Origin of the sequence: Micromonospora sp. NPDC047467, assembly GCF_040643095.1 — a bacterium.
Taxonomy (GTDB): Bacteria; Actinomycetota; Actinomycetes; order Mycobacteriales; family Micromonosporaceae; genus Micromonospora.
The window spans coordinates 1-24,999 of sequence record NZ_JBEYTO010000016.1 but is presented as its reverse complement, the minus strand read 5'-3'; the positions used below and the strand labels follow the sequence as shown (position 1 = coordinate 24,999).

At 71.0% G+C, this 24,999-nt stretch carries 25 protein-coding genes, 1 pseudogene and 1 riboswitch; of the genes and pseudogenes, 21 read left to right on the top strand and 5 right to left on the bottom strand.

Annotated elements, in window-relative coordinates; genetic code table 11:
* Positions 1 to 138: 138 nt before the first annotated feature.
* From ABZ780_RS30030 to ABZ780_RS29975, 12 genes are all read left to right on the top strand, one after another.
* The gene (locus ABZ780_RS30030) at positions 139 to 732 is read left to right on the top strand and encodes a CDP-alcohol phosphatidyltransferase family protein (RefSeq protein WP_357002759.1); all 594 of its coding nucleotides are present in this window, start codon (positions 139 to 141) and stop codon (positions 730 to 732) included.
* The gene (locus ABZ780_RS30025; protein ID WP_357488195.1) at positions 729 to 1,682 is read left to right on the top strand and encodes a DUF881 domain-containing protein; all 954 of its coding nucleotides are present in this window, start codon (positions 729 to 731) and stop codon (positions 1,680 to 1,682) included. The genes ABZ780_RS30030 and ABZ780_RS30025 overlap by 4 nt, the downstream gene beginning before the upstream one ends.
* Entirely contained in the window at positions 1,679 to 2,011 is a 333-nt protein-coding gene (locus tag ABZ780_RS30020) for a small basic family protein (protein ID WP_007460356.1), read from the top strand. The genes ABZ780_RS30025 and ABZ780_RS30020 overlap by 4 nt, the downstream gene beginning before the upstream one ends.
* A 10-nt stretch (positions 2,012 to 2,021) precedes the next feature.
* Positions 2,022 to 3,026 (top strand): DUF881 domain-containing protein, encoded by a 1,005-nt coding sequence (locus ABZ780_RS30015; RefSeq protein ID WP_357488194.1) that lies wholly within the window; start codon positions 2,022 to 2,024, stop codon positions 3,024 to 3,026.
* Positions 3,027 to 3,085: 59 nt separating this feature from the next.
* Positions 3,086 to 3,466, top strand: a complete 381-nt coding sequence (gcvH, locus tag ABZ780_RS30010; protein WP_357000965.1) for a glycine cleavage system protein GcvH — start codon at positions 3,086 to 3,088, stop codon at positions 3,464 to 3,466.
* Positions 3,467 to 3,683: 217 nt separating this feature from the next.
* Entirely contained in the window at positions 3,684 to 4,136 is a 453-nt protein-coding gene (locus tag ABZ780_RS30005) for an FHA domain-containing protein (RefSeq protein ID WP_007071101.1), read from the top strand.
* A 50-nt stretch (positions 4,137 to 4,186) separates the two neighbouring features.
* Positions 4,187 to 4,888, top strand: a complete 702-nt coding sequence (locus ABZ780_RS30000) for a MerR family transcriptional regulator (RefSeq protein ID WP_357488229.1) — start codon at positions 4,187 to 4,189, stop codon at positions 4,886 to 4,888.
* A gap of 185 nt (positions 4,889 to 5,073) precedes the next feature.
* A complete protein-coding gene (locus ABZ780_RS29995; protein ID WP_007460347.1) occupies positions 5,074 to 5,538 on the top strand; it encodes a bifunctional nuclease family protein in 465 nt (154 codons plus the stop codon).
* Positions 5,539 to 5,727: 189 nt separating this feature from the next.
* The gene (locus tag ABZ780_RS29990; protein ID WP_357488193.1) at positions 5,728 to 6,324 is read left to right on the top strand and encodes a MerR family transcriptional regulator; all 597 of its coding nucleotides are present in this window, start codon (positions 5,728 to 5,730) and stop codon (positions 6,322 to 6,324) included.
* A gap of 319 nt (positions 6,325 to 6,643) precedes the next feature.
* Entirely contained in the window at positions 6,644 to 7,042 is a 399-nt protein-coding gene (locus tag ABZ780_RS29985; protein ID WP_357000969.1) for a group 1 truncated hemoglobin, read from the top strand.
* 2 nt (positions 7,043 to 7,044) lie between these two features.
* On the top strand, positions 7,045 to 8,214 hold the full coding sequence (locus tag ABZ780_RS29980) for a globin domain-containing protein (protein WP_357488192.1): 1,170 nt from the start codon (positions 7,045 to 7,047) through the stop codon (positions 8,212 to 8,214).
* Entirely contained in the window at positions 8,211 to 8,906 is a 696-nt protein-coding gene (locus ABZ780_RS29975; protein ID WP_357488191.1) for a cell division protein DivIVA, read from the top strand. Before ABZ780_RS29980 ends, ABZ780_RS29975 begins: the two co-directional genes overlap by 4 nt.
* Before the next feature lie 52 nt (positions 8,907 to 8,958).
* Here ABZ780_RS29975 and ABZ780_RS29970 read toward each other — a convergent pair whose 3' ends face one another.
* Positions 8,959 to 9,615 carry an SDR family oxidoreductase gene (locus tag ABZ780_RS29970; protein WP_357488190.1) on the bottom strand — a complete coding sequence of 219 codons (657 nt, stop codon included), beginning with the start codon at positions 9,613 to 9,615 and terminating at the stop codon, positions 8,959 to 8,961.
* Between the two features lie 122 nt (positions 9,616 to 9,737).
* On the opposite strand from ABZ780_RS29970, the gene ABZ780_RS29965 reads away from it, so the two are divergent.
* Both ABZ780_RS29965 and gcvP read left to right on the top strand, forming a co-directional pair.
* Positions 9,738 to 10,577: an NAD-dependent protein deacetylase gene (locus tag ABZ780_RS29965; RefSeq protein WP_357488189.1), complete on the top strand. Its 840-nt coding sequence runs from the start codon at positions 9,738 to 9,740 to the stop codon at positions 10,575 to 10,577.
* A 60-nt stretch (positions 10,578 to 10,637) separates the two neighbouring features.
* Positions 10,638 to 10,736, top strand: a riboswitch (glycine riboswitch).
* A gap of 73 nt (positions 10,737 to 10,809) precedes the next feature.
* On the top strand, positions 10,810 to 13,632 hold the full coding sequence (gene gcvP / locus ABZ780_RS29960; RefSeq protein ID WP_357488188.1) for an aminomethyl-transferring glycine dehydrogenase: 2,823 nt from the start codon (positions 10,810 to 10,812) through the stop codon (positions 13,630 to 13,632).
* A gap of 125 nt (positions 13,633 to 13,757) precedes the next feature.
* On the opposite strand, the gene ABZ780_RS29955 is transcribed toward gcvP, so the two are convergent.
* Complete coding sequence (locus tag ABZ780_RS29955; protein WP_357000983.1) at positions 13,758 to 13,958, bottom strand: DUF5999 family protein; 201 nt, start codon at positions 13,956 to 13,958, stop codon at positions 13,758 to 13,760.
* Between the two features lie 123 nt (positions 13,959 to 14,081).
* Between ABZ780_RS29955 and ABZ780_RS29950 the strand changes: the two genes are divergently transcribed.
* Together ABZ780_RS29950 and def are read left to right on the top strand one after the other, a co-directional pair.
* Positions 14,082 to 15,281: a chorismate-binding protein gene (locus ABZ780_RS29950; protein WP_357488187.1), complete on the top strand. Its 1,200-nt coding sequence runs from the start codon at positions 14,082 to 14,084 to the stop codon at positions 15,279 to 15,281.
* 31 nt (positions 15,282 to 15,312) lie between these two features.
* On the top strand, positions 15,313 to 15,822 hold the full coding sequence (gene def / locus ABZ780_RS29945) for a peptide deformylase (RefSeq protein WP_357488186.1): 510 nt from the start codon (positions 15,313 to 15,315) through the stop codon (positions 15,820 to 15,822).
* 14 nt (positions 15,823 to 15,836) lie between these two features.
* On the opposite strand, the gene ABZ780_RS29940 is transcribed toward def, so the two are convergent.
* Entirely contained in the window at positions 15,837 to 16,610 is a 774-nt protein-coding gene (locus ABZ780_RS29940) for a TSUP family transporter (RefSeq protein WP_357000990.1), read from the bottom strand.
* A gap of 184 nt (positions 16,611 to 16,794) precedes the next feature.
* On the opposite strand from ABZ780_RS29940, the gene ABZ780_RS29935 reads away from it, so the two are divergent.
* From ABZ780_RS29935 to ABZ780_RS29925, 3 genes are all read left to right on the top strand, one after another.
* Positions 16,795 to 17,574 (top strand): endonuclease/exonuclease/phosphatase family protein, encoded by a 780-nt coding sequence (locus ABZ780_RS29935; RefSeq protein WP_357000993.1) that lies wholly within the window; start codon positions 16,795 to 16,797, stop codon positions 17,572 to 17,574.
* A 113-nt stretch (positions 17,575 to 17,687) separates the two neighbouring features.
* Positions 17,688 to 19,787: a M14 family zinc carboxypeptidase gene (locus ABZ780_RS29930; RefSeq protein WP_357488185.1), complete on the top strand. Its 2,100-nt coding sequence runs from the start codon at positions 17,688 to 17,690 to the stop codon at positions 19,785 to 19,787.
* Between the two features lie 90 nt (positions 19,788 to 19,877).
* Positions 19,878 to 20,519, top strand: a complete 642-nt coding sequence (locus ABZ780_RS29925) for a fasciclin domain-containing protein (protein WP_357000998.1) — start codon at positions 19,878 to 19,880, stop codon at positions 20,517 to 20,519.
* Here ABZ780_RS29925 and ABZ780_RS29920 read toward each other — a convergent pair whose 3' ends face one another.
* The gene (locus tag ABZ780_RS29920) at positions 20,520 to 21,536 is read right to left on the bottom strand and encodes a tyrosine-type recombinase/integrase (protein WP_357488184.1); all 1,017 of its coding nucleotides are present in this window, start codon (positions 21,534 to 21,536) and stop codon (positions 20,520 to 20,522) included. It abuts the gene before it with no gap.
* Between the two features lie 58 nt (positions 21,537 to 21,594).
* Between ABZ780_RS29920 and ABZ780_RS29915 the strand changes: the two genes are divergently transcribed.
* Positions 21,595 to 21,906, top strand: coding sequence for an AAA family ATPase (locus tag ABZ780_RS29915; protein WP_357488183.1), 312 nt, complete (start codon positions 21,595 to 21,597; stop codon positions 21,904 to 21,906).
* A 441-nt stretch (positions 21,907 to 22,347) separates the two neighbouring features.
* On the opposite strand, the gene ABZ780_RS29910 is transcribed toward ABZ780_RS29915, so the two are convergent.
* Entirely contained in the window at positions 22,348 to 24,069 is a 1,722-nt protein-coding gene (locus tag ABZ780_RS29910; RefSeq protein WP_357001005.1) for an L-lactate permease, read from the bottom strand.
* Positions 24,070 to 24,228: 159 nt separating this feature from the next.
* Here ABZ780_RS29910 and ABZ780_RS29905 point away from each other — a divergent pair.
* A pseudogene (locus ABZ780_RS29905) lies at positions 24,229 to 24,357 on the top strand (MerR family DNA-binding transcriptional regulator); the annotation flags it as partial.
* Between the last annotated feature and the right edge of the window lie 642 nt (positions 24,358 to 24,999).

The following is a 24,999-nucleotide window of genomic DNA, read 5'->3' as shown; positions in this document are numbered from 1 at the left end:
GGCCGCAGGGGAGCCGGTGGTTGCCGGCCCGACAGCGCGTACGACCTCCGCCGCGCCCGACGACGGCCGGGTGCCGGAGCGTGCCGTGAAGGAGGTTCGGTGTCGCGTCGGCCGGCTCGGGAAGAGCACCCACGGGACATCGACGACCAGACTCCTGGCGACCAGGTGCTCACCCTGCCCAACCTGATCAGCTTCGGGCGACTGCTGGGCGTGCCGATCTTCCTCTACCTGTTCCTGGTGGCCCGCGCGGACGTGGCGGCCGTGGTCGTGCTGGCCATCGGCGGCACCACCGACTGGGTGGACGGCTGGATCGCCCGCCGGCTGCGCCAGGTGAGCCGGCTGGGGGAGCTGCTCGACCCGCTGGCCGACCGGCTCTACATTCTCGCCACCCTGATCGCCTTCACCGTCCGGGAGGTGGTGCCGTGGCAGTTCACCGCGGCGCTGCTGGCCCGGGAGCTGCTGCTGCTCGGCTCGCTGGCGGTGCTGCGCCGCTACGGGTACGGCCCGCCTCCGGTGCACTACGTCGGCAAGACCGCCACCTTCCTGCTGCTGGCGGCGTTCCCGGTGCTGCTGTTGGCGACCGCGGCGACCGGCGTGGCCACGGCCGCCGCCGCCATCGGCTGGGGCCTGGCCTGGTGGGGTCTGGTGCTCTACTGGGTGGCCGGCGCGATGTACGTGGTGCAGGCGGCGCGCCTGGTGCGCGCGGCGCGTGACCCGGGAGCGGCGGCGTGAGCGCGACGCCGCCCGAGCGGCCCCGCCCGGATCGGGTGTACGCGCCGGACTTCCTCACCGAGCTGTTCCGCAACCCGCTGGACCCGGGGTACGCCGACGCGGCAGCGGCGCGCCGGCGGAGGGGTTCGTCGGAGCCGTCCCAGGGCTGGCGGGCCTGGTCGGGGCGTTCGATCAGCCTGTTCGTGGTGCTGGTGCTGGGTTTCCTGTTCGCGGTCGCGTACCGGCAGACGATGGCCGACGAGCCGGGGCGCGCGCAGGCGCGCTCCGGGTTGGTGACGCAGATCAAGGATCGGGAGAGTCAGACCGACCGGTTGTCCACGCGTGCGGACCAGCTGCGCGAGGAGGTCAACCGGCAGCGGGACGCGGCGTTGAGCGGGTCGGCGGCGGCGCGGCTGCGGGACCTGGAGGCGGGCACCGGGTTCGGTCGGGTGCGCGGCGACGGCGTGGTGGTGCGGTTGGCGGACGCGCCGGGTAAGGCGGACGCGGTGACCGGTGCGGGCGCGGGGCCGCCGCGGGTGCTCTACAGCGACCTGCAGGGTGTGGCGAACGCGTTGTGGAGTGCCGGTGCGGAGGCGGTCGCCATCAACGGGCAGCGGTTGACCTCGACGTCGACGATCCGTTCGGCGGGTGAGGCGATCCTGGTGGATTTCCGGCCGGTGACCGGGCCGTACGAGGTGTCGGCGATCGGGCCGGGGTCGATGCGGCGCGCGTTCGACGACAGCCGTAGCGCGGCGTTGATGCGGCGGGTGGCGCAGGAGACCGGTCTGTCGTTCGGTGTGCGGGGTGCCGATGACCTCACCCTGCCGGCGGCTCCGGAGCCGCAGCTACGCTACGCCAAGCCGTCGGTCAGTCCGAGCCCGTCCGTGTCGGGTGGCCGGTCCGGCAGTCCCGGCAGTCCCGGGTCGTCGGGTTCCCCGGCGACCGCTAGCCCTTCCGGAGGTGGCCGATGATCGCGGTGCTGGCGTTGCTCGCCGGTGTGGTGCTCGGGGTGTGGCTTGATCCCACGGTGCCGGCGGCGTTGCAGCCGTACCTGCCGATCGCGGTGGTTGCCGCGTTGGACGCGGTGTTCGGGGGGGTGCGGGCGAAGTTGGACCGCATCTTCGACGACAAGCAGTTCGTGGTGTCGTTCATCTCGAATGTGCTGGTGGCGGGTCTGATCGTGTATCTGGGTGACCAGTTGGGGGTGGGCGGGCAGTTGTCCACTGGTGTGGTCGTCGTGTTGGGTGTGCGGATCTTCGGGAACGTGGCGGCGATCCGTCGGCACCTGTTCCGGGCGTAGGTTTGACGCGATGAGCGACGAGCAGACGGAGACGGGGACGGGTTGGCCGCAGCCGGCGGGTCCGGCGCGTCCGGGTGGGCCGGCGGGTGAGCCGGATCCTCGGCCGGATGCGCCGGACCCGGACGAGCTGAGCCCGTTGGCGCCGCACGGCCCGGTGGAGCCGGAGTCGCCGGCTGTGGAGCCCGGGGCGGCGCCGGTCGATGACGAGGGCGCGACGGTGGATCTGAGCGCGGTGTCGCGGTCGGAGCAGCCGGTCGAGCGGACGGACGGGCTGGAGGAGCTGCCGGTGCGGCGGGCCGGGCCGGTGGTGGCGGGCCGGTGGCGGTTGAGTACGGCCGGGGTGATGATCGCGGCGTTGTTGGCGTTGCTGGGCTTCACGCTGGTGGTGCAGTTGAAGACGACGTCGACGGATCCGACGTTGGGGGCGACGCGTCAGGAGGACCTGGTGCGGATCCTGTCGGATCTGGATGCGCGGGAGAACCGTCTTCAGCAGGACATCCGGGCGTTGGAGGACAGCCAGCGGCAGTTGGCCTCGGGTGAGCAGGGTCGTCAGGCGGCGTTGGACGAGGCGACCCGTCGGGCTGATGAGCTGGGTGTGCTGGCGGGCACGTTGCCGGCGGTGGGCCCGGGGTTGACGGTGCAGTTCTACGGTGGAGCCAAGCCGATCTCGGCGAACCGGGTGTTGGACGCGGTGCAGGAGTTGCGGGGTGCCGGCGCGGAGGCGATGCAGATCTCCGGTGGTGACCGGGCGACGGTGCGGGTCATCGCGTCGACGTACTTCCTGGATGGGGAGAACGGGTCGTTGGTGGTGGAGGGGCGGCGGTTGTCGGCGCCGTTCACGATCACGGTGATCGGTGATCCGGCGACGATGCGTACGGCGTTGAACATTCCTGGCGGGGTGGTCGCGTCGGTCCGGGGTGACGGCGGTAACGTGACGTTTGGGGAGCGTGAGGTTGCCGAGGTTTCGGCGCTGCACCTGCCGATCAAGTTGGAACACGCCCGTCCGGTCTCCTGACCGGCGCGGCCGCGCCGGGCCCGGGTGGTCCGGGGCACCGATGGATGAGGACGCGTCTGGTGATTCCCGAGGATCTGCGATACACCGCCGAGCATGAGTGGGTGGCGGGTGACGGCACGGGTTCGGCCCGGATCGGCATCACGCACTTCGCGCAGGACGCGCTGGGTGACATCGTGTACGTGCAGTTGCCCGAGGTCGGTGCGGTGGTAGCGGCCGGTGATTCGTTGGGTGAGATCGAGTCGACCAAGAGCGTGTCGGAGATCTACGCGCCGGTGGCGGGTACGGTGGCGGCGCGCAACGAGGCGCTGGGTGACACTCCTGAGCTGATCAACACTGATCCGTATGGTGCGGGTTGGTTGGTGGAGATCACGCCGAATGATCCGACCGCGGTGGACGGGTTGCTGACGGCGGGTGCGTACCAGAAGATCACCGAAGGCTGAGTGTGCTTGATCCGGCGGGCGTGTTGTCTGCGCGCGTCCGGTTGCCCTGCATTTCGGCGCTGGCTAGGCTCGCCCAGTCGACCGAGAAGAAACCATTAGTTGAGCGTTGCGGAATTGCCTTCCCGGGCACGGGGAGCCAGCCGCCGGGTGTTCGAGTGCCCGGCGGCCAGACCCGCCATTACCCGACGCCGACCGAACAGATCCGTGAGGTGGTCCCATGACGCGGCCAGACGACGAGTTCCCCCCGCTCGACGTCACTTCGACGCTCAATCTCGGTTCGCTCGACGAAGTGCTGGAGGGGCCGGACACCGATGTGGTGCCGAGCCGGATGTCCGGTTCGCTGCCGCCCGGTATGGCGCTGCTGGTGGTTCGTCGCGGTCCGAATGCGGGTGCCCGGTTCCTGTTGGACCACGATGTGACGACCAGTGGCCGGCACCCGGACAGTGACATCTTCCTCGACGACGTGACGGTGTCGCGTCGGCATGCGGAGTTCCATCGGGACGGTGGCACGTTCACGGTGCGGGATGTGGGCAGCCTCAACGGCACGTACGTGAATCGTGAGCGGGTCGAGGCGGCCACGTTGAGCAATGGTGACGAGGTTCAGATCGGTAAGTTCCGGGTGGTGTTCATCGCCGGTCCGCGCCCGGAGGAGGAGGCCGGCCGGGGGTGAACGAGCCTGCGGCCTCCACGCCACCCGGGGCGGCCCGGTCCCAGCCGCTGATGAGCATCGGTGAGGTGCTGGGGCAGTTGCGGGTGGATTTCCCGGATACCACGATTTCGAAGCTGCGGTTCCTTGAGGCCGAGGGGCTGGTTGAGCCGCAGCGGACGGCGGCGGGTTACCGGAAGTACAGCTGGGATGATGTGGCGCGGTTGCGGTTCGTGCTGGCCGCGCAGCGGGACCGGTATCTGCCGTTGCGGGTGATCCGTGAGCAGTTGGCGGAGTGGGATTCGTCCGGTGAGCAGCCGGGGCGTTCGCGGCCGTCGTTGGTCGCGGTGGGTCCTGATGGTGCGGTGCCGGGTCGGGAGTCGGTGGAGCCGGCCGAGTCGTCGCAGGTGCGGCTCGGCCGGCTTGATCTGGTGGCCCGTAGTGGGATCGACGAGTCGACGTTGACGGAGTTGGAGCGGCTCGGTGTGCTCGTGTCGGATCCGCCGGGGTGGTATGACGCGGATGCGTTGATCATCGCGTCGGCGGTGGCGGGGTTGGCGGCGTACGGGTTGGAGCCGCGGCACCTGCGGGGTTACCGGAGCGCGGCGGACCGTGAGGTCGGGTTGTTCGCGCAGTTGGTGGCGCCGTTGGCGCGGCAGAGTGATCCGGCGGCGCGGGCGCGGGCGGCGGAGACGGCGCGGGAGTTGGTGGCGTTGTCCGAGCAGCTGCACGCGGCGTTGGTGCGGGTGGGTCTGCGGTCGACGTTGGGTCGGTGAGGGTGCCCGGTGGGCGGCGGCGGAGCGGAAAGATCTCTGTCGGGAAGCGTGCCGTAGGCTTGCCGGGGTAACCCCTTTCTGGCGCGGGCGTGGTGCTGTAGCGCATGGGACGGCCGTGTCGCGGTCCGTGTACCGTGCAGGGAAAGGCGCGGTGCGGCGTAGGTGACAACGACACGGAGGCGGCGGTGCGCGAGCTGAGCGTGGTCGGAGTTCGGGTGGAGCTGCCCAGCAACCAGCCGATCGTCCTGCTCAGGGAGGTCGAGGGCGACCGCTATCTGCCGATCTGGATCGGCGCGGTCGAGGCCACGGCTATCGCTTATGAGCAGCAGGGGGTCAAGCCGGCCCGTCCGTTGACGCATGATCTTCTGCGGGACGTGTTGGCGGCGTTACAGGCGCCGTTGCAGGCGGTGGAGATCACCGAGCTCAAGGAGAACGTGTTCTACGCGGATCTGTTGATCGGCGATGGGGTGCGGGTGTCGGCGCGGCCGAGCGATTCGATCGCGTTGGCGTTGCGGGTTGGTGCGCCGATTCGTTGTGCGGAGCAGGTCCTCAGCGAGGCGGGGATCGTTATCCCTGACGAGCAGGAGGACGAGGTGGAGAAGTTCCGCGAGTTCCTGGAGCAGGTGCGTCCGGAGGATTTCGCGGGCTGACGGGCTCGGTTCCGGGTGGCTGTCACTGTGGGTGATGCCCCGGGCGGTTGGTGATCTTTCTCGGTGGCTGCGCGGCGTGTCGTGCCGGTTCCTCCGCGGTAACCCCTGAGCGTGGCGATAGGGTTGCCGTGTCGAGGGGTGCGCGTCCCGGAAACGACGCGTCGCCGCACTGACGGGGAGGTTGTCCGGATGCACGAACCGCAGGATTCCGATCCGGGTACACAGTTGAGCGCGCCGGGCGCGTCGTCGCCCGGCGCGGCAACTGAGAGTGACGGTTCGGTGGGCTACCGAGGTGTGACGGCATGTCACGCGGTGGGCATCAGTTATCGGCAGTTGGATTACTGGGCGCGTACGACGCTGGTGGTGCCGAGCGTGCGGGACGCGTCGGGTTCGGGGACGCAGCGGTTGTACTCGTTCCGCGACCTGGTGGTGTTGAAGGTCGTGAAGCGGTTGTTGGACGCGGGTGTGTCCCTACAGAACATCCGTAAGGCGATTGAGGCGTTGCGGTCGCGTGGCGTGGAGGATCTGGCCGGGATCACGCTGATCTCTGATGGGACGACGGTGTACGAGTGCCGGTCTCCGGAGGAGGTGGTTGACCTGTTGCAGGGTGGCCAGGGCGTGTTCGGCATCGCGATCGGTGGGGCTTTCAAGGAGATCCAGGGGTCGTTGTCGCATTTGCCGGCGGAGCCGGCGGTGAGCGGTCCGGTGGAGCCGGCGGTGGCGTCGGATGTGGATCCGGTGGGCGACGAGTTGGCGGCGCGGCGGGCGCGGCGTCGCGCGGGCTGAGTTCACGGGGTTTCGCGTGACCGGCTGGTGGCGGTAGGTCAGGCCGGGAGGCCCGGGTGGTGGTTCCCTGGGCGGTTGATTCCACAGTGGATGCCGTGGGTGGTTGCGCGGTTGCCGCTTGTGGAGCGTGAGCCCACCTTTGGTGACTCTGTGTGTGCGCTCTGGTGAGAATTGGATAGGGGGGGCCTGACCGCTGGTCGGCGGCACGCTATGGTCCGAACGGCCAATTGGCGCGACGTCGTGACTAGCGGGGCCGCTCCGATGGGCCGATGCCCCTCCGCGCTGCCCGGCGCGATTTCTCACCCTGGAAGGAACGACCGTGACGGTTACCCAGGAGACCGCTCCCGTCTCGCACTACGACCGCATCGGCGGTGCGAACGCGGTGAAGGCGGCCGTGGAGCTGTTCTACGACAAGGTGCTCGCCGATCCCGACCTGGCTGACTACTTCGCCACTGTGGACATGGTGGGTCAGCGCCGGCACCTCGCCCTGATGTTGGCGGTGGTGTTGGGCGGCCCGAACGAGTACGCCGGCCGCGGGTTGGCCGAGGCCCACCAGCCGATGGGCATCACGCTGGAGCACTACGCCAAGGTGGGTGGGCACCTGAGCGCGGCGCTGACCGAGTTGGGTGTGCCGGCGGACATCCTGACCGATGTGCAGGCGGTGCTGGCGCAGGTGCAGGACCAGGTGGTGGCCACCGGGACGCGTCCGGGCGCCTGAGCGTGGACGCGTCCCGACTCAAGCAGAGTTGGTCGCTGGTCGCCGCGCACGGCGACCAGGTGCCGCTCTATTTCTATTCGACGTTGTTCCTGGCCCATCCCGAGACGCGGCAGATGTTCCCCACGAACATGGCCGGTCAGCGGGACCGCCTGGTGACCGCGCTGGGGCACATTGTGTCGCATGTGGACCAGGTGGACCGGGTGGTGGGTTACCTGCAGGATCTCGGTGCGGACCACCGCAAGTTCGCGGTACGCGCGGAGCACTACCCGGCGGTCGGTGAGGCGCTGCTGGCGACGTTGCAGCATTTCCTGGCGGAGCAGTGGACCGATGAGCTGGCCCAGGACTGGGCGGCGGCGTACGGGCTGATCGCGCAGGTGATGACGGAGGCGGCGCAGGCCGCGGAGGCGGTGAACCCGCCGTGGTGGGTGGCGGAGATCGTGGCCCATGAGCGGCGTGCGTTCGACGTGGCGGTGTTGACGGTGCGCCCGCAGTACCTGTTGCCGTTCGTCCCGGGTCAGTCGATCGGGGTGTCGCATCCGTCGGTGCGGTCGTGGCGGTACTACTCGCCGGCGAACGCGCCGCGGGCGGACGGCACGTTGGAGTTGCACGTGCGGGCCGCGCCGGGTGGCGCGGTGTCGTCGCGGTTGGTGTACGGCTCGGCGGTGGGTGACGTCGTGCATCTGGCCGCGCCGGTGGGGGAGCGGCTGGCGTTGTGGTCGGCTGGTTCCAGTGATCTGTTGCTGCTGGCGGCGGGCACCGGCTGGGCGCCGGTGAAGGCGTTGGTGGAGCAGGTCGCCGCGGAGGGTTCCCGCCGCCGGGTGGACCTGTATGTGGGTGCCCGTTCGCGCAGCGAGTTCTACGACAGCGACGCGATCGACAAGTTGGCGTCGTCGTGTCCGTGGTTGACGGTGACGTACGTGGAGGGTGCGGACGTGACCCGGCCCGGGGAGTTCGTGCACGCGGTGGATCGGGCGCTGGGTGATGGTGACTGGCGTTCGCGGCACGTGTACGTGTGCGGGTCGGACGAGATGGTGTCGCATTCGGTGCAGGCGTTGGCCCGGGCGGGCTATCAGGCGGGTCAGGTGCACCACGAGGGCCTGGGTGCGCAGTGGTACGGCGCGTCCTGGCGTACGTCGGTGCAGCAGCAGTCAAACGAAAGGGGTGAGCAGTGAGCGCGACCCCGATCAGCCGGTACGACGGTGTGCAGGTTTCCGGTGGTGTGCAGGTGCGGATGACGGCCGACCGGGTCCGGCGGTGGGAGTTCGGAGCGGCGCCGTTCACGCGGCGTGGCTACGACAGCGCCGACGTGGACCGGTTCCGGGTGCAGGTCGCCGACGAGTTCGATCTGATGGCGACGCAGATCGCGAATCTGCGGGCGGAGAATGAGCGCCTCACCGACCGGGTGGAGTTGCACCGGCACGGGGTGATCCCGAGCGCGGATGCGGCGGCGAAGACGCCGGCGGCCAAGGAGGTGAATCTGCTCTCGGCGGCGCAGCGCGAGGCGGAGCAGATCATCGCGCAGGCGCATGACTACGCGCGGCGGGTCGCCGAGTACGCCCGGGTGCAGTACGAGAGTTACATGCGGGCTGCGGCGGAGGAGGCGAAGCAGGAGGCCGAGCGGGCGGTGACGGAGTACCGCGCGTCGGCCGGGTCGAGCTTCGACGACACGGTGGCGACCCGGGAGGCGCTGCGGATCTTCGGGGAGATGATGGTGTCGCACATGCAGGCGGCGGCACGGCATCTCGACGACGGCAGTGAGCAGTTGGCGCGCACGATGGACCGGATCGCGAGCCAGACGCCGGGGGCGCCGTTCGTGGGCGGTGCGTCGGGGCAGGCGGCGCTGCCGCGTCACCACCAGCGGTGATTGCTTCCCGGGTGGGGTCCGCCACGAGCGGCCCCCACCCGGGGCGGCCCGCTCAGGTGCGGGCGGCGTGGACGGCGTCGGTGATCGGCGTCGAGCCGCCGACGAGTTCCAGGGTCGCGCCGGCGGTGTGGGGCGTGTCGAGGAGCGCGGCGAGGACGTGGGCGACGTCGGCGCGGCTGATCGCGCCACGGCCGGCGTGCCGGGTGAGGGTGACGCGTCCGGTGGGCGCGTCGTCGGTGAGCCGGCCGGGGCGGAGCACCGTCCAGGCCAGGTCACGGGTACGTAGGTCGTCCTCGGCGGCTCGCTTGGCCCGCAGGTACGCCGCCCACACGTCGTCGGTGCCGTCGGCGGGTGGGTCGTCCACGCCCATCGAGGAGACCAGCAGGTAGCGGTGGATGCCGGCGCGGGTGGCGGCGTCGGCGAGCAGCGCGGCGGCGGCCCGGTCGACGGTGTCCTTGCGGGCGACGCCGCTGCCGGGACCGGCGCCGGCGGCGAAGATCACCGCGTCGGCGGCGTCGAGGTGCCCGGCGAGTTCGGTGACGTCGGCGTGTTCGAGGTCGCAGACGACCGGGGTGGCGCTGGCGGCGCGCAGCGCGGGCGCCTGGTCGGGGTTGCGGATGAGGCCGACGGCGGTGTCGCCGCGCTCGGCGAGGTGATGCTCCAGCAGACGGGCGATCTTGCCGTGGCCTCCGGCGATGACGACGCGCATCCGCTCAACCTACCGGCACCAGGCGGCCCGGGCCCGTCGCGCGCCGCGACCGGCGCGAAGGAGGCAGGAGCGCCCGGGCCGGGGGTTCGCCGTCGGCGGGTGCGCTGAGGCAGCATGAAGGGGTGACGGAGAGCCTGGAGGTGTTGGCGTCGCTGCTGGCCGGCGGGCGGGTGGTGGTGCTCAGCGGCGCGGGCCTGTCCACCGAGTCCGGCATCCCGGATTATCGGGGGCCCAGCGGGGTGGCCCGCCGGCACACCCCGATGACGTTCCAGGCGTTCACCGGTGATCCCCTCGCGCGGCGGCGGTACTGGGCGCGTAGTCACCTGGGGTGGCGGTTGATCGCGCGGGCCGCGCCGAACGCCGGACATCGGGCGGTGGCGCGGCTGCAACGCGCCGGCCTGGTCGACGCGGTGATCACCCAGAACGTCGACGGGTTGCACGGCGCGGCCGGCAGCGGATCGGTGGTCGAGTTGCACGGCCGCCTCGACGAGGTGACCTGCCTGGACTGCGGCAACCTGACCTCCCGGGAGGAGGTGGACCGGCGGCTGCGCGAGGCCAACCCGGACTTCGTGGCCCGGGTCGCCGCGGTCAACCCGGACGGTGACGTGGATCTCCCCGACGAGCAGGTGGTGGGGTTCCGGCCGGTGGACTGCGGGATCTGCGGGACGGGGATGCTGAAACCGGACGTGGTGTTCTTCGGCGAGACGGTGCCCCCGCAGCGGGTGGCGCGGTGTTTCGCCCTGGTGGAGCAGGCCAGGGCGTTGGTGGTGCTCGGGTCGTCGTTGACGGTGATGTCGGGCCGCCGGTTCGTGATTCGCGCGGCGAAAGGCGGCATTCCGGTGGCGATCGTCAACCAGGGGCCGACCCGGGGTGACGGGTACGCCACCGTGTGCGTCGACGCGCCGTTGGGTGAGGTGCTGCCCGCGCTGGCCGACCGGGTGGCCGGCGGGCTGCGGGTGTGACGGCGCGGGGGTAGGACATCTGCCGGTAACACCGACGCTGGTAGCGTTGACCATGCCGGTAACACCCACGTGGGAGAGACCGCCCGACAGCATCCGGGGCGGCGCCGAAGGGGCAAATCCTCCCCGGAACCTCTCAGGCAAAAGGACCTCGTGGGCAGGCACTGTGGAGCGCTCTTTTGGGGTGCGACAGAGGGGGAGGCCGACACGTCGACCTCGCCCGGGAGTGCCCCTGATGACCGTAGAGCAGTTCGCCACCCGTCACATCGGTCCCGGACCGGACGATGAGCGCCGCATGTTGGAGGTCGTCGGGCACGGCTCGATCGACGAGCTGATGGACGCCGCGATCCCCGAGGTGATCCGCTGGCACGGCACCCTCGACCTGCCGGAGGCCGCCACCGAGGCCGAGGCGATCGCCGAGCTGCGGGCCCTGGCGGCGCGCAATACCGTCGCCGTGTCGATGATCGGCCTCGGCTACCACGGCACGCACACCCCGGCGGTGATCCGCCGCAACGTCCTCGAGGACCCGGCCTGGTACACGGCGTACACGCCGTACCAGCCGGAGATCAGCCAGGGCCGCCTGGAGGCGCTGCTGAACTTCCAGACGATGGTCACCGACCTGACCGGCCTGGCCACCGCGAACGCCTCCATGCTCGACGAGGGCACCGCCGCGGCGGAGGCGATGACCCTGGCCCGCCGGGCCTCCAAGAGCAAGAGCCGGGTGTACGTCGTCGACGCCGACACGCTGCCGCAGACCATCGCGGTGATCAGCAGCCGGGCGGAGCCGCTGGGCATCGAGGTGCGGGTCGTCGACGTCGACCGTGACGAGCTGCCGGCGGAGTTCTTCGGCCTGCACCTGCAGTACCCGGGCGCGTCCGGGGCGATCCGCGACCACGCGGCCCTCGTCGAGGCGGCACACGCCGTCGGCGCGTTGGTGACGGTCGCGGCGGACCTGCTGGCGTTGACGCTGCTGCGCGCGCCGGGGCAGATCGGCGTGGACATCGCCGCCGGCACCACCCAGCGGTTCGGCGTACCGATGGGCTTCGGTGGGCCGCACGCCGGTTACCTGGCGGTGCGCTCGGGCCTGGAGCGGATGCTGCCGGGCCGGCTGGTCGGGGTGTCGCGTGACGCCGACGGCAACCCGGCGTACCGGTTGGCGTTGCAGACCCGTGAGCAGCACATCCGGCGGGAGAAGGCGACAAGCAACATCTGCACGGCGCAGGTGCTGCTCGCGGTGATGGCCGGCATGTACGCCGTCTACCACGGCCCGGACGGGCTGCGGGACATCGCGACGCGTACCCACGCCATGGCGGCGCGGCTCGCGGCCGGGCTGCGCGCCGGTGGCGTGGACGTCGCGGACGTCGCGTTCTTCGACACGATCACCGCGACCGTGCCCGGCCGGGCGCAGCGGGTGGTCGCGGACGCCGCGCAGCGGGGCGTCAACCTGCGGCTGGTCGACGCCGACCGGGTGGGGATGTCCTGCGACGAGACGACCACCGTGGCGCACCTTCAGGCGGTGTGGGCGGCGTTCGGTGTGCCCGCGTTCGACGGCGACACCGACGCGGCCCTGCCGGCCGAGCTTCGCCGCACGACCGACTTCCTGACCCACCCGGTGTTCCGCAGCCACCACTCGGAGACGGCGATGCTGCGCTACCTGCGGCGGCTGTCGGACTTCGACTACGCCCTGGACCGGGGCATGATCCCCCTCGGGTCGTGCACGATGAAGCTGAACGCGACCACCGAGATGGAGCCGATCAGCTGGGCGGAGTTCGCGCACATCCACCCGTTCGCGCCGGACGCGCAGACCGTCGGGTACCGGGAGATGATCGGCCAGTTGGAGTCGTGGCTGGCCGAGGTGACCGGCTACGACGCGGTGAGCGTGCAACCCAACGCCGGGTCGCAGGGTGAGCTGGCCGGGCTGCTGGCGATCCGTTCCTACCACGCGTCGCGGGGCGAGTCGCACCGCGACGTGTGCCTCATCCCGTCGTCGGCGCACGGCACGAACGCGGCGTCGGCGGTGATGGCCGGCATGCGGGTCGTCGTGGTGGCCTGCGACGACGACGGCAACATCGACCTGGTCGACCTCGACACGAAAATCGACAAGCACCGCGACGCGCTCGCCGGGATCATGGTGACGTACCCGTCGACGCACGGGGTGTACGAGACGGGCATCGCGTCGCTGTGCGCGAAGGTCCACGACGCCGGCGGGCAGGTGTACGTCGACGGGGCGAACCTCAACGCGCTGGTCGGGTTCGCCAAGCCGGGCAGGTTCGGCGCGGACGTGTCGCACCTCAACCTGCACAAGACGTTCTGCATCCCGCACGGCGGCGGCGGCCCCGGTGTGGGTCCGGTGGCGGTGCGCTCCCACCTGGCGCCGTTCCTGCCCGGCGACCCGCTGGGCGCGCACGCCGACGCGACGCTGGCGATCTCGGCGGCGAAGTACGGGTCGGCGGGGATCCTGCCGATCCCGTGGGCGTACCTGCGGATGATGGGCGCGGCCGGCCTGACCCGGGCGACCGGCGTGGCGGTGCTGGCCGCGAACTACGTGGCGGCGCGGCTGCGCGGGCACTTCCCGGTGCTGTACGCCGGCAACAAGGGCCTGGTGGCGCACGAGTGCATCCTCGACCTGCGGCCGTTGACGAAGGAGACCGGGGTGAGCGTGGACGACGTGGCGAAGCGCCTCATCGACTACGGCTTCCACGCGCCGACGATGTCGTTCCCCGTCGCGGGGACGCTGATGGTGGAGCCGACCGAGAGCGAGGACCTGGCCGAGCTGGACCGGTTCTGCGACGCGATGATCGCGATCCGGGCGGAGATCGACCAGGTGGGGTCGGGGCAGTGGCCGGCGGAGGACAACCCCCTGGCGAACGCGCCGCACACCGCGGCGATGGTCAGCGGTGACGAGTGGCCGCACCCGTACCCGCGGTCGGTGGGCGCGTACCCGACCGGGGTGGACCGGGCCGGGAAGTACTGGCCGCCGGTGCGGCGTGTCGACGGCGCGTACGGCGACCGGAACCTGGTCTGCTCGTGCCCGTCACCGGAGGCGTTCGAGGACTGACAACGGCGGGCCGGGGCGGGCGGTGCGTGGCCGCCCCGGCAACCGCGCCGACCTGGGCTCGGACGTCCCGTACCGGGGGACTAGCCTGGGTCGACGGCGGCGATTCGGTAACGCTGGGTGGTCGGTCAGGCCGCGAGGGCGTGTCGGGCGGGGCCGCGGTGCGGGGCGATGCTGCTGCCGTCGGGGAGCAGCTCGCCGGTGTCCTCGAAGACGATGACACCGTTGCAGAGCAGGCTCCAGCCCTGCTCAGGGAAGCAGGCGAGGACCCGGGCGGCTTCCCGGTCGGTGGCTTCAGCGGAGGGGCAGGTCGGTTGGTGCTGGCACATCGGGTTCTCCGGACTGTGGGGGCACTGTGTCATGGTTCACATGACCAGTGACGCACAGTACCAAGCGAATGTGTCCAACGCCGAGCAGGTGTCGGTCTTGGACACGGGAAATCCACTGAACGGATGAGGAAGGTCGGGCCATACGGCGTGGAAACGCTCCCAGAGGTGCTGGTCGATGTACCCGCGGCGCCCGCCGGCTGCCGGGGCGCGCTCGTCGAACGCGCCCGTCTGCACTGGCGCCTCGGCGACGGAGGCGACCCCGCCGCCCTCGCCGAGGAATTCCTCGCCGCGCACGGCCTGCCCCTGCACGACCTGACCCGACCCGCCCCCGACCACCACGACACCGACACCCGGCTCTGCGGCGCCGCGCTCTACCTGTCCGCGGCCGCCGGCGCGCTCCTGGCCGGCGCCCCACCCGCCGCCCCGGAGCCCGCACCGGCCCTGCCCGACCTCGCCGTCGTCGTCTACGACCACCGCCCGACCCGCACCCCCACCGGGGGGCCGCCGACGCCGTGGTGGCTCGGCGAGTGGACCGAGAGCTGGACCCCCGACCAACACGCCGACGCCGTCGACGCGGTCCGCAGCGCCATCGGCCGCGGCGACGTCTACCAGACCAACCTCGTCGGACACGCCGCCGCCCGCTACACCGGCGACCCGCTACCCGCCCTGAGCCGCCTCGGCGCGCTCCCCGGCGCCCGCTACGGCGGCGTGCTCACCGGCGACGGCTGGGCCATCGGCTGCGCCTCACCGGAAACCCTCATCGAGGTCCACAACGGCACGCTGACCACCCGACCCATCAAGGGCACCCGCCCAGCAACCCCCGCCGGCCGGGCCGAGCTGCTCGCCAGCGCCAAGGAACGCGCCGAACACATCATGATCGTCGACCTGGAACGCAACGACCTCGCCCGCATCGCCCGCACCGGCACCGTCGCCGTTGACGACCTCTTCGCCGTACGCCGCTGGTGCGACCTGTGGCAGGCCGAGTCGACCGTCCACGCCGCCGCCGCCGACGGCCTCGGCCTGGCCGACCTGCTGCGCGCCACCTGCCCCGGCGGCTCCGTCACCGGCGCGCCCAAACGCGCCGCCCTCACCCAGATCACCCGCCTCGAACCCGTCGGCCGGGGCGCCAGCATGGGCGCCCTCGGCTGGGTCGCCCCCGGCCGCGTCGACCTCGGCCTCACCATCCGCACCGCCGCCGCCGACGGCGAGAAACTGCACACCTGGGCCGGCGGCGGCATCACCTGGGACAGCGACGCACACGCCGAAGTCGCCGAAGCCGCCGCGAAAACCGCCCCGATCCGCGCCACCCTGGCCGGGCGCTGAACCCACCCCCACCGGCGATACGCTGACCCGCATGACCATGCGGCCCATCCGGATCATCGGCGACCCCGTCCTGCGCACCCCGGCCGAACCCGTCACCACGTTCGACGCCGACCTGCGCGCCCTGGTCACCGACCTGATGGACACCCTGCTCGGCGCACCCGGCCGCGCCGGCGTCGCCGCCCCGCAGATCGGCGTCAGCGCCCAGGTGTTCGTCTACGACGCCGACGGGCACCGCGGCCACCTCATCAACCCCACCCTGGAGCTGTCCGACGAACTCCAGGACGACGAGGAGGGCTGCCTGTCCATCCCCGGGCTGTACTTCCCGACCACACGCGCGCTGCACGCCACCGCCCACGGCGTCGACCAGCACGGCGAACCCCTGAGCATCACCGGCAGCGGCTTCCTCGCCCGCGCCCTGCAACACGAGACCGACCACCTGCGCGGCACCCTCTACGTCGACACCCTGCGCGGCGACGTGCGCCGCCGCGCCCTGCGCGAGATCCGCGCCGGCCGCTTCGACTCACCCAGCCGCCGCCGCTGACCCCTACCGGGCCGTCAGCGGGCCACCCACTGGTCGTGACCCAACTTCGCCACCAACGCCACCACGACCACCAGCAGGACCACCCGCACGAACCCCGACCCACGACGCAACGCCATCCGCGCGCCCAGCACCGCCCCGGCGATGTTGCACACCGCCATCGCCGCGCCCAGCAACCACCACACGTGCCCGGTCACCCCGAACACCACCAGCGCACCCAGGTTCGTACCCGCGTTGACCACCTTCGCCATCGCCGAACCGTGCACGAAGTCCGCACCCACCAGCGCCGTGAACGCCAACACCAGGAACGTGCCCGTACCCGGGCCGATCAACCCGTCGTACAGGGCGATGCCCACCCCGGCCACGCCGATCACCACCGCCACCCGCACCGGGGTACGCCGCGCCGGCTGCGCCACCACCCCCAGCCGCGGACGCAGCAGCACGAACAGCGCCACCGACACCAGCACCACCAACACCACCGGCCGGTACGCCGACGCCGGCACCGCCCCGGCCAACGCCGCGCCCACCCCCGCGCTGAGCACCGCCAACCCCGCCGCCGGACCCGCCACCCGCCAGTCGACCTTCGTGCGCCGCGCGTACGTCGCCGCCGCCGTCGCCGTACCGAAGATCGCCGCCAACTTGTTGGTGCCCAACGCCGTCGCCACCGGCAAACCCGGCGCCGCCACCAGCAACGCCGGCAGCAGCAGCAACCCGCCACCGCCCACCACGGCATCGACCCACCCGGCCATCGCGGCGGCGGCTAGCAGCGTACTCAGCGTCACGGCGTCCACGGCCGGCAATTCTGCCCACCCCACCGCGCCTGACCGGCACTCAAGTGGCCAGTCTCACCTGGTCACCGACCCCGCCGACGCCGCAGCCACACCCCCAACGCGCCGACCGCCACGAAGACCAGCACGGAACACAGCAGCAGTTTCACCACCGGGCAACCATGCCACGGGGACGTAGGGTGCAGGGGTGCGCCTGGCCACCTTCAACCTGCTGCACGGACGATCCCTCACCGACGGGCTCGTCGACCCCGACCGGCTCACCGCCGCCGTCCGCGCCCTCGACGCCGACGTCCTCGCCCTACAGGAAGTCGACCGCGACCAGAGCCGCAGCGGGCACCTCGACCTCACCGCCATCGCCGCCCGCGCCCTCGACGCACCCCACCACCGCTTCGCCGCCGCCGTCGTCGGCACCCCCGGCGAACAGTTCCGCCCGCTGCGCCACGACGACGACGGGCACGGCGAACCCTGCTACGGCATCGGCCTCATCAGCCGCCACCCCGTCCGCAGCTGGCACGTCACCCGACTCAAACCCGCGCCGGTGCGATCCCCGGTCTACGTCCCCGGCCCCGGCGGCGGCCTCATCCTGCTGCACGACGAACCCCGCGTCGTCCTCGCCGCGATCCTGGACACCCCCCACGGCCCGCTCACCGTCGCCGCGACCCACCTGTCGTTCGTCCCCGGCTGGAACGCCCACCAACTCCGCCGGACCATCCGCGCGCTGCGCACCCTGCCCGGCCCCCGCGTCCTGCTCGGCGACCTCAACCTGCCCGCCGGCCCGGCCCGCCTCATCACCGGCTGGCGCCCCCTGGGCCGCCGCCCCACCTACCCCGCAGGGCAGCCCCGCGTGCAACTCGACCACGTCCTCGCCGACCGGCAGGCCCTCGACCAGCTCCCGCCGGTACGGGCCGTGACCGCGCCGCTGTCCACCATCTCCGACCACCGCCCGCTGCTGGTCGACCTCGGCTGAAAACGGACGCTTCGGCCCGGGAAGTCGCAAGATTCCCTCAAGATCATTGCATCGACGTACTCCGACAACCATGCTGAGCGAATCGTGCCCACGATCAACTAGTCGGAGGCCACATGGGACGCCAGCGATCCACGATCATCGCCATATCCACGGTCATCGCATTAACACTGACCATCAGCCCCACCCCCGCCAGCGCCGCGGAAGCGAACCAGGTCGCCAACCTCACCGTCCGCCAGGCCGACGGGTACGCCACCCTCGCCTGGCAGCCGGTCGAGGGAGCGACTGACTACCAGATCGAACGCACCGCCGTCGACGCCAACGGCAACGCCACCGGCGCGCCGACCATCGTCGGCATCTGGCGACCCAACCGCCAGATCAACCAGCAGGCACCCACCTTCGCCGACGCCGGTTTCAACCCCGGGGACACGTTCCAGTGGCGAGTGCGCGCCCGCGCCGGCACCACCGAGCAGCCCTACTCCGCGCCGGTCGTCGCCACGACCACCGCGCCCTGGGGCAACCCCGACACCCCCGGCCAGCAGCTGCGCACCCAGTGGGAGACCACCCGCGGCGCGCAGTACACCAGCGACGTCAACGAGTACGCCTACACCGAGGCCATCGACGCCCTCAGTGACCGCGTCCGCGTCGTCGAGCTCGGCCGCACCCTGCAGAACCGGCCCGTCAACATGATGGTCATCGGCTACCCCGCCCCGGCGGCCACCCCGGAGGCCGTCGCCGCCACCGCACCCGTTGCCATCAACTGCAACGTGCACGGCAACGAGCCCGGCGACCGCGAAGCCTGCCTCATCATGGCCCGGCAACTCGCCTTCAGCACCGACCCCCGGATCATCGACCTGCTCAGCCGCACCAACGTGCTGATCGTCCCCACCATCAACGGTGACGGCCGGGCCAACAACACCCGCGGCAACTCCGCAGGCCAGGACCTCAACCGCGACTACTCACTGATCCGTCAGCCCGAGACCGCCGCGTACATCAAGATGGTCCGCGACTACCGGCCCGTCGCCGGCTACGACGGCCACGAGTACGGCAACGCCCGCGCCGGCGACCTGCCGATGCTGCCGCCCCGCCACCAGAACGTGCCCCAGTCCATCTTCGACCAGTCCCAGGACATGATCGAAGGCCACATGTACACCAAGGGCGCCGAAGACGGCTGGTGGGCCTGCCCCTACGGCTGCGAAGGCGGCAGCACCGTCGGCAACAGCGAGGAAACCATCCTGCGCAACACCCTCGGCCTCAAGAACGTCGCCAACTCCCTGCTGGAGCTGCGCAGCTCCGGCGGGCAGACCCGACCCGACGAGGGCAACACCGCCAACAACCGGCGCCGCAAGACCTACTCCGCGCTGTGGACGTTCCACCAGTTCCTCGACTACCAGCGCGCCAACAAGGCAGAGATCCTCGCCTCCCGCGCCGAGGGCATCGAGGGCCAGGCCGCCAACAACGGCCGTCTCGTCTTCCGCGGATCCCGACCGATCCCCGCCTACCCGGCCCCGCACCCCGGTGACAGCCCGCCGGGGCTCGACGCCCCCCGCGCCGACCTCATCCTCGACAACGCGCCGTGCGCCTACAAGCTCACCGAAGCGCAGTACAACGGCGCACGCACCGACGGCCCGGGCGGCGTCGGCGCCACCGTCGCGCAGCGCATCGCGTCACACGGCTGGAAGGTCGTCAAGACCGCCGACGGCTACTACGTGCCCCTCAACCAGCCCGAACGCGGCCTCATCCCGCTGCTGCTGGACACCAAGGGCGTCGAGAAGCTCGTCGACGGCGAGCGCATCTACCCGAACCTCACCGGCCGCCGTAACGGACCACTGACCGTCTCCGGCTTCACCTGCGCCGCCGACGCCACCATCAACGGCCCGGTCACCATCAAGGCCGGCGCGGCACTCGTCGCGACCGGAACCACCATCAGCGGCCCGGTCACCGCCACCGGCGCAGCCGGCGTCATGCTCGCCGACAGCACCATCAACGGCCCGGTCCAGCTCACGAAGACCACCAACGCGATCTCCATCATCGACGTCGCCATCTCCGGCCCGGTCAACCTGACCGGCAACACCACCGGCGCCGACGTGCCCCTGCTGGCCGGCAACATCATCCGCGGCCCGCTCAACTGCACGGCGAACAGCTCCGCCCCGATCAACCTCGGCGTAGCCAACACCGTGCACGGCCCGCGCAACGCCCAGTGCGCGGCACTGTGACCGTCAGCTAGGTGAACCACCGTGCCGGCGGCGCGGGCGTCAGCCCACGCCGCCGGCACACCCATCGACCCGAGACCCATGGAGAACGCCGTGTCGCAACCCGCCACCTCGAACGGCATCCGACCGCGGCGACTCCGCCTGCTCGTGCCCACCCTGCTGCTCGCCCTCACCGCGTGCAGCGGCGCCCCCGCCGACCCTCGCCCGGTCGCGGTAGCCGAGATCACCGGCCCGCTCTGCGCCGCCCTGCCCGCCGCCGACGACCCCGGCAACCCCACCTTCCTCGCCGGTCAACCCGTCAACGAGGCGCTGCGCTGGATGCCCACCCTCACCACCTTCGAGGCAGCCCTGCGCACCAGCGGCGTCCTCACCGAACTCCCACCGGACGGCCTCACCGTCCTCGCGCCGTCCGACGACGCCTTCGCCGCGAAGTTCTCCGAGGACAACTGGGACGACCTCATGGTCCGACACACCGACCAACTGCGCCCCCTGCTGAAGGCACACCTCATCGCGGGAACCCACTCGATCGACGACCTGCTCAAGGCCGGCACCGCCACCACCCTCGACGGCACCACCATCACCGTCACCGGCGCCGCCCCCACGGTGCGCCTCGCCGACCGCGCCGACACCGTCTGCGCCGACTACCGGGCCACCAACACCCGCATCCACATCATCAACGCGGTCCTCGGCACCCTGCCCACCACCGCCAACGACTCGGACCACAAGGCCCACTGATCACCGCGCCACAGCATCCTGCCGGCCCGCCGGCAGGAGCGCCGCCAACGCGCGGTTCGTCCGGTTGGCCCGCACCGCGTCGCGCTGCTGCCCGGCCGTCACCTCGATGTACGTCTGCGACGACGCCAACGACGCGTGCCCCAACAACCGCATGATCTCCGCGGCGCTCGCCCCGTCCTCGGCCAACCGCGTCGCGAACGTGTGCCGCAACGCGTGCAACCGCGCGCCACGCGGCACCCGGTCACCGATGCCCGCCCGCCGGTAACACGACTCCACCAGATACTGCAGCCCACCACGGCGCAGCGGCTCACCCTGCCGGTCCACCAGCAACGCCGAGTCGGGGCGCACCGACCGCGAACCGAAGCGCCGCCGCCGACTGTCCAGATAGTCCGCCAGCACCCGGTCCAGATCCGCCTCGATCGGCACCACCCGAGGCCGCCCGCCCTTGCCGACGACCTCGATGCGCCGCTCACCCGGCCGACCGGCGAGCGAACCGACCCGCAGCGCCAGCAGCTCCGACAGACGCAGCCCGGCGCACAGCGCCACCGCAAGCACCGCCACGTCCCGCTCCGGCCACGGGTCACGCTGCCGGCCCTCGTCGCGGGCCACCGAGGCCAGCAGCACCTCGGGAGTGTCCGCGCCGCGCAACGGCTTCGGCTGGGGGAGTAGCGCCCGTGGGCGGCCCACCGCCGGCATCGGGTTGCCCGCCACGACCCCGTCGGCCACGAGGAACGTGAAGAAGCTGTTCCAGGTGGACCACGCCCGGTGCACCGACGCGGGCGCCCGGGGCGCGGCGAAGCGGGCGAAGGCCGCCCGCATCACCCGGGGAGAGAGGTCGGTGATCAACAGCGCGTCGAGGGGGAGGGGAGTGGTGGCATCCTCGGCGACCAGGGCGGCCACCGCGTGCAGATCCCGCCGGTAGGCCGCCAGGGTGTGGGGGGAGGGCTTGCGGGTGGCCCGGGCGGTCAGGAACTCCTCGATCAAAACAGCGAGCGATTCGTCCTTTTTGTCATGCATAAGGGATATTATGCATGATTTTCGCGTTGCCTGGAAGGGGGAGGAGAGTGGAGCGGGCATGACCGAGCGGAGGCGTTACGTGCTCACCGGAGCACCGGGGGCCGGCAAGACCACCCTGATCGACGCACTACGCCAACGGGGACACCTGGTGTTCCTGATCGGGCCGCTGGGCTTCGTCACGCGTACGGCCGCGCGCCGGATCAGCTACGCCGAGTCGCTCGCCTTCGCAAAGGTCCACGAACGGGTGTACGAGGCGTACGGGCACCGACTGGTCGACGTACCCGTCGGTCCGGTCCACGAGCGGGTCGCCCTGATCGAGAAGCACCTGACCCCGATCGAGGGGACGCCCAGATTTCCCAACTTTACATAATGTACATTATCGAATCTCTGCCCAGGTCGGTCCGGATTGACAGCTGGCGCATCGGCGACAGTGTTCACACCGCGCCGCCGCCGCACGTCCTCGCGGAACTCAGAGGAGTAGGAAGTGTTCTCTTGGGCGCCGCGGAGGTACAGAAACAGCACGGCGAGGAGCGCGGCGATGGCGTCAGGGTGCCGCGGTCTTCCCTGCTCGCTGATCAGTTGCTTCCAGCGGTTCCACCGCTCGGCGTTCGTCTCTGTCCTCCGGCTGGCCGAGACCGTCGAGCCTCCAGCCGCTGTCCGCACTCATCACGTCATCCTTCCGACTCGTCGTGTCCCGCCGTAGGTGTGACGGGTGCGGGCGCGAAAACTCATCACCAAGCCGTACCCACGAGGGGAGCGCAACCGGCGGTCGGCCGGAAGCGCTCCCCTCGCACAAGTGGTCAGGAGGCCGCTAGGGCACCATCCAGCTCAACACCGGGGTCGCCTGTAGGCCGACCAGCAACGCCATCGCGGAGATCAGAACCACGCTCCAGCCGAACATGCGGCGGAACAGGTCGCCCTCCCGGCCACTCAGTCCCACCGCGCTCGCCGCGATCGTCAGGTTCTGCAACGAGATCATCTTCCCGACCACGCCGCCGGACGCGTTGGCCGCGGCGAGCAGCACCGGGTCCAGGCCGGCGCGCTGCGCGGCGGTGACCTGGAGTGCGCCGAACAGCGAGTTGGACGACGTGTCCGAGCCGGTGAGCGCCACACCCAACCAGCCAAGCACCGGCGAGAGCAGCGCGAACAGCCCGCCGGCACCGGCCATCCAGGTGCCCAGCGTCGCGGTCTGCCCGCTGCCGTTCATCACGAACGCCAGCGCCAGCAGCCCGCAGACGGTGAGGATCGCCCAGCGCAGCGACGCCAACGTCTGCCCGTACGCGACGAGTGCGGCGCGCGGTGTGACGCGCAGGATCGCCATCGTGACCAGGCCAGCCAGCACCAGCAGCGTGCCGGTCGAGGAGAGCCAGTTGAAGCGGAAGACCGGCAGCGACGACGGCGTGCCGGCCACGGTCAGCAGATGCAGTCCCGGCCAGTCGAAGGTCACGGTGACCGCGTTGAGCGCGTCCGCGATCGTGGGCACCTGGGACAGGCCGAAGATCGCCACGATCACCAGGTACGGGGCGTACGCCCGCCAGACCTCCACCGGGGCGTCCGGCTGGTTCGGCGCCACCGCCGGGCGGCTGGCGAGGGCCACCCCACGGTCCGGCTGGCTCACCGACCCAACCGGCCCGCCCGATTCGGCCGTCGGCCGGGGCCCTGCCGGTCCTTCCTGCGGCGGGGCGTCGGACGCGCCACCGGTCACCTGGTCCTCGTGGCGCCGGGGCGGCCACGCCCGCGCGGTCACGGCCACGACCACGGCGCTGACCAGCCCCGCGACGATGTCGGCGAGGGCAACCGAGAGGTAGTTCGACGTGAGGAACTGCGCCAGCGCGAACGACCCGCCGCAGGCGACTGCCACGTGCCAGGTTCCGCGCAGCCCTCGGCGACCGCCGACCATGCCCACCAGCAGCAGCGGAATGAACACCGCGATCACCGGTACCTGACGCCCGGCCATCGCGCCCAGGTCGCCCGCCGGCAGGTCGGTGACCCGGGCCAGCGTGGTGATCGGCAGGCCGAGCGGCCCGAATGCGGCCGGCACGGTGTTGGCCACCAGCGCCACCGTGGCCGCCTTCATCGGACCGAAGCCCAGCGCCAACAACATCACCGTGGTGATCGCGACCGGAGTGCCCTGCCCGGCCAGCCCTTCGAGCAGTGAGCCGAAGCAGAACGCGATCACCAGGGCCTGCACCTGCCGGTCGTCGCTGACCCGGGCAAACGAGCGCCGAAGCACGTCGAAGTGCCCACTCGTCACGGTCATCCGGTAGATCCAGATGGCGGTGCCGAACGTCCACACGAGCGGGAACAGCGCGAACGTGGCACCTTGACTCGCGGTGAGCAGCGCCTGACCGGTCGGCATCGCGTAGACCACGATGGACACCAGTAGTGCGACGGAAAGCGCGCCGAGCGCAGCCAGCCACGCCCGTACCCGTACGACGCCGAGCAGCAGGAACAGCGTGATGATCGGCAGCCCGGCGACGAGGGCACTCAACGCCAGTGAGTCGGCGAGAGGATCCAGAGTCGGACGGTACACGCACACCTCCAGCAGCACGTCGACCAGAGGCCGTCGGATCGAAGGGGCTCACTTTAATGCGGCCGACGGCGGCGAACTTACTTCGAAAATGCGCGGTACGAGGACATGCTGGACCGGGGGCTTGTGTCTCAAGCCGCTTGAGGTCGCATAGTGGGCGTCGTGGACAGGAATGAGCTGTACCCGATCGGGGATGTCGCCCGGCGGACCGGCCTGAGCGTCAGCGCCGTCCGGTACTACGCGGACGCCGGTGTCGTCCTGCCGGCCGCCAGCACCCCGGCCGGCCACCGCCCAGGACGCCCACGGGCTCCCGCGCCCGCCGAGAGACCCGCTCCCGCGGGTCTCTCGTGCTTTGTCGCAATCTTGCGGCGGACGGGCGTGGACGTCGTCGCGTAGTCATCAGCACCGAAGGCCGTAGACCTTCGTGGCCGGCGAGGGTGACATTGCGGCTGTCGGCCGCCGTGCGGGGCGTATGCGGGTGGAGGCAGCCGAACCCGCCGGTGGCGTAGTGCGTGATGCCACCGACCGCCACTGCGAAGCAACTCCCACCAACCTTTCGAACTCATCCCGTTAGGAGCCACAATCCTCGCAATTCACCACACTTGCTCCAGTCGCACAGGCAGCCCTGCTCCCCAGAGAGGCCAAACCCGTTCAATGCGAAGCCCTGGACTCGAAGTCCGCGTTTGGGCCCGAGATAATGAGAAGGCTTGCACCTGGCCCGAGATAATGAGAGCCATGACTCTTCATGGATTCTCACTAACTTGGGCCACTGCAGATCAGGAGCCATCCGTTTGGCTCAGGTCAACTGAGAAATGACAAGTGTTCATGGTCGATGCGGGCTAGTGCCTCGTCTTTGAACGTTGATCGTGTAATCCGTTGGTTCTGAGGATGTGTCGGGCAGGCTGTCTCCCATCGTTTCTGGTCTGGGAGGTG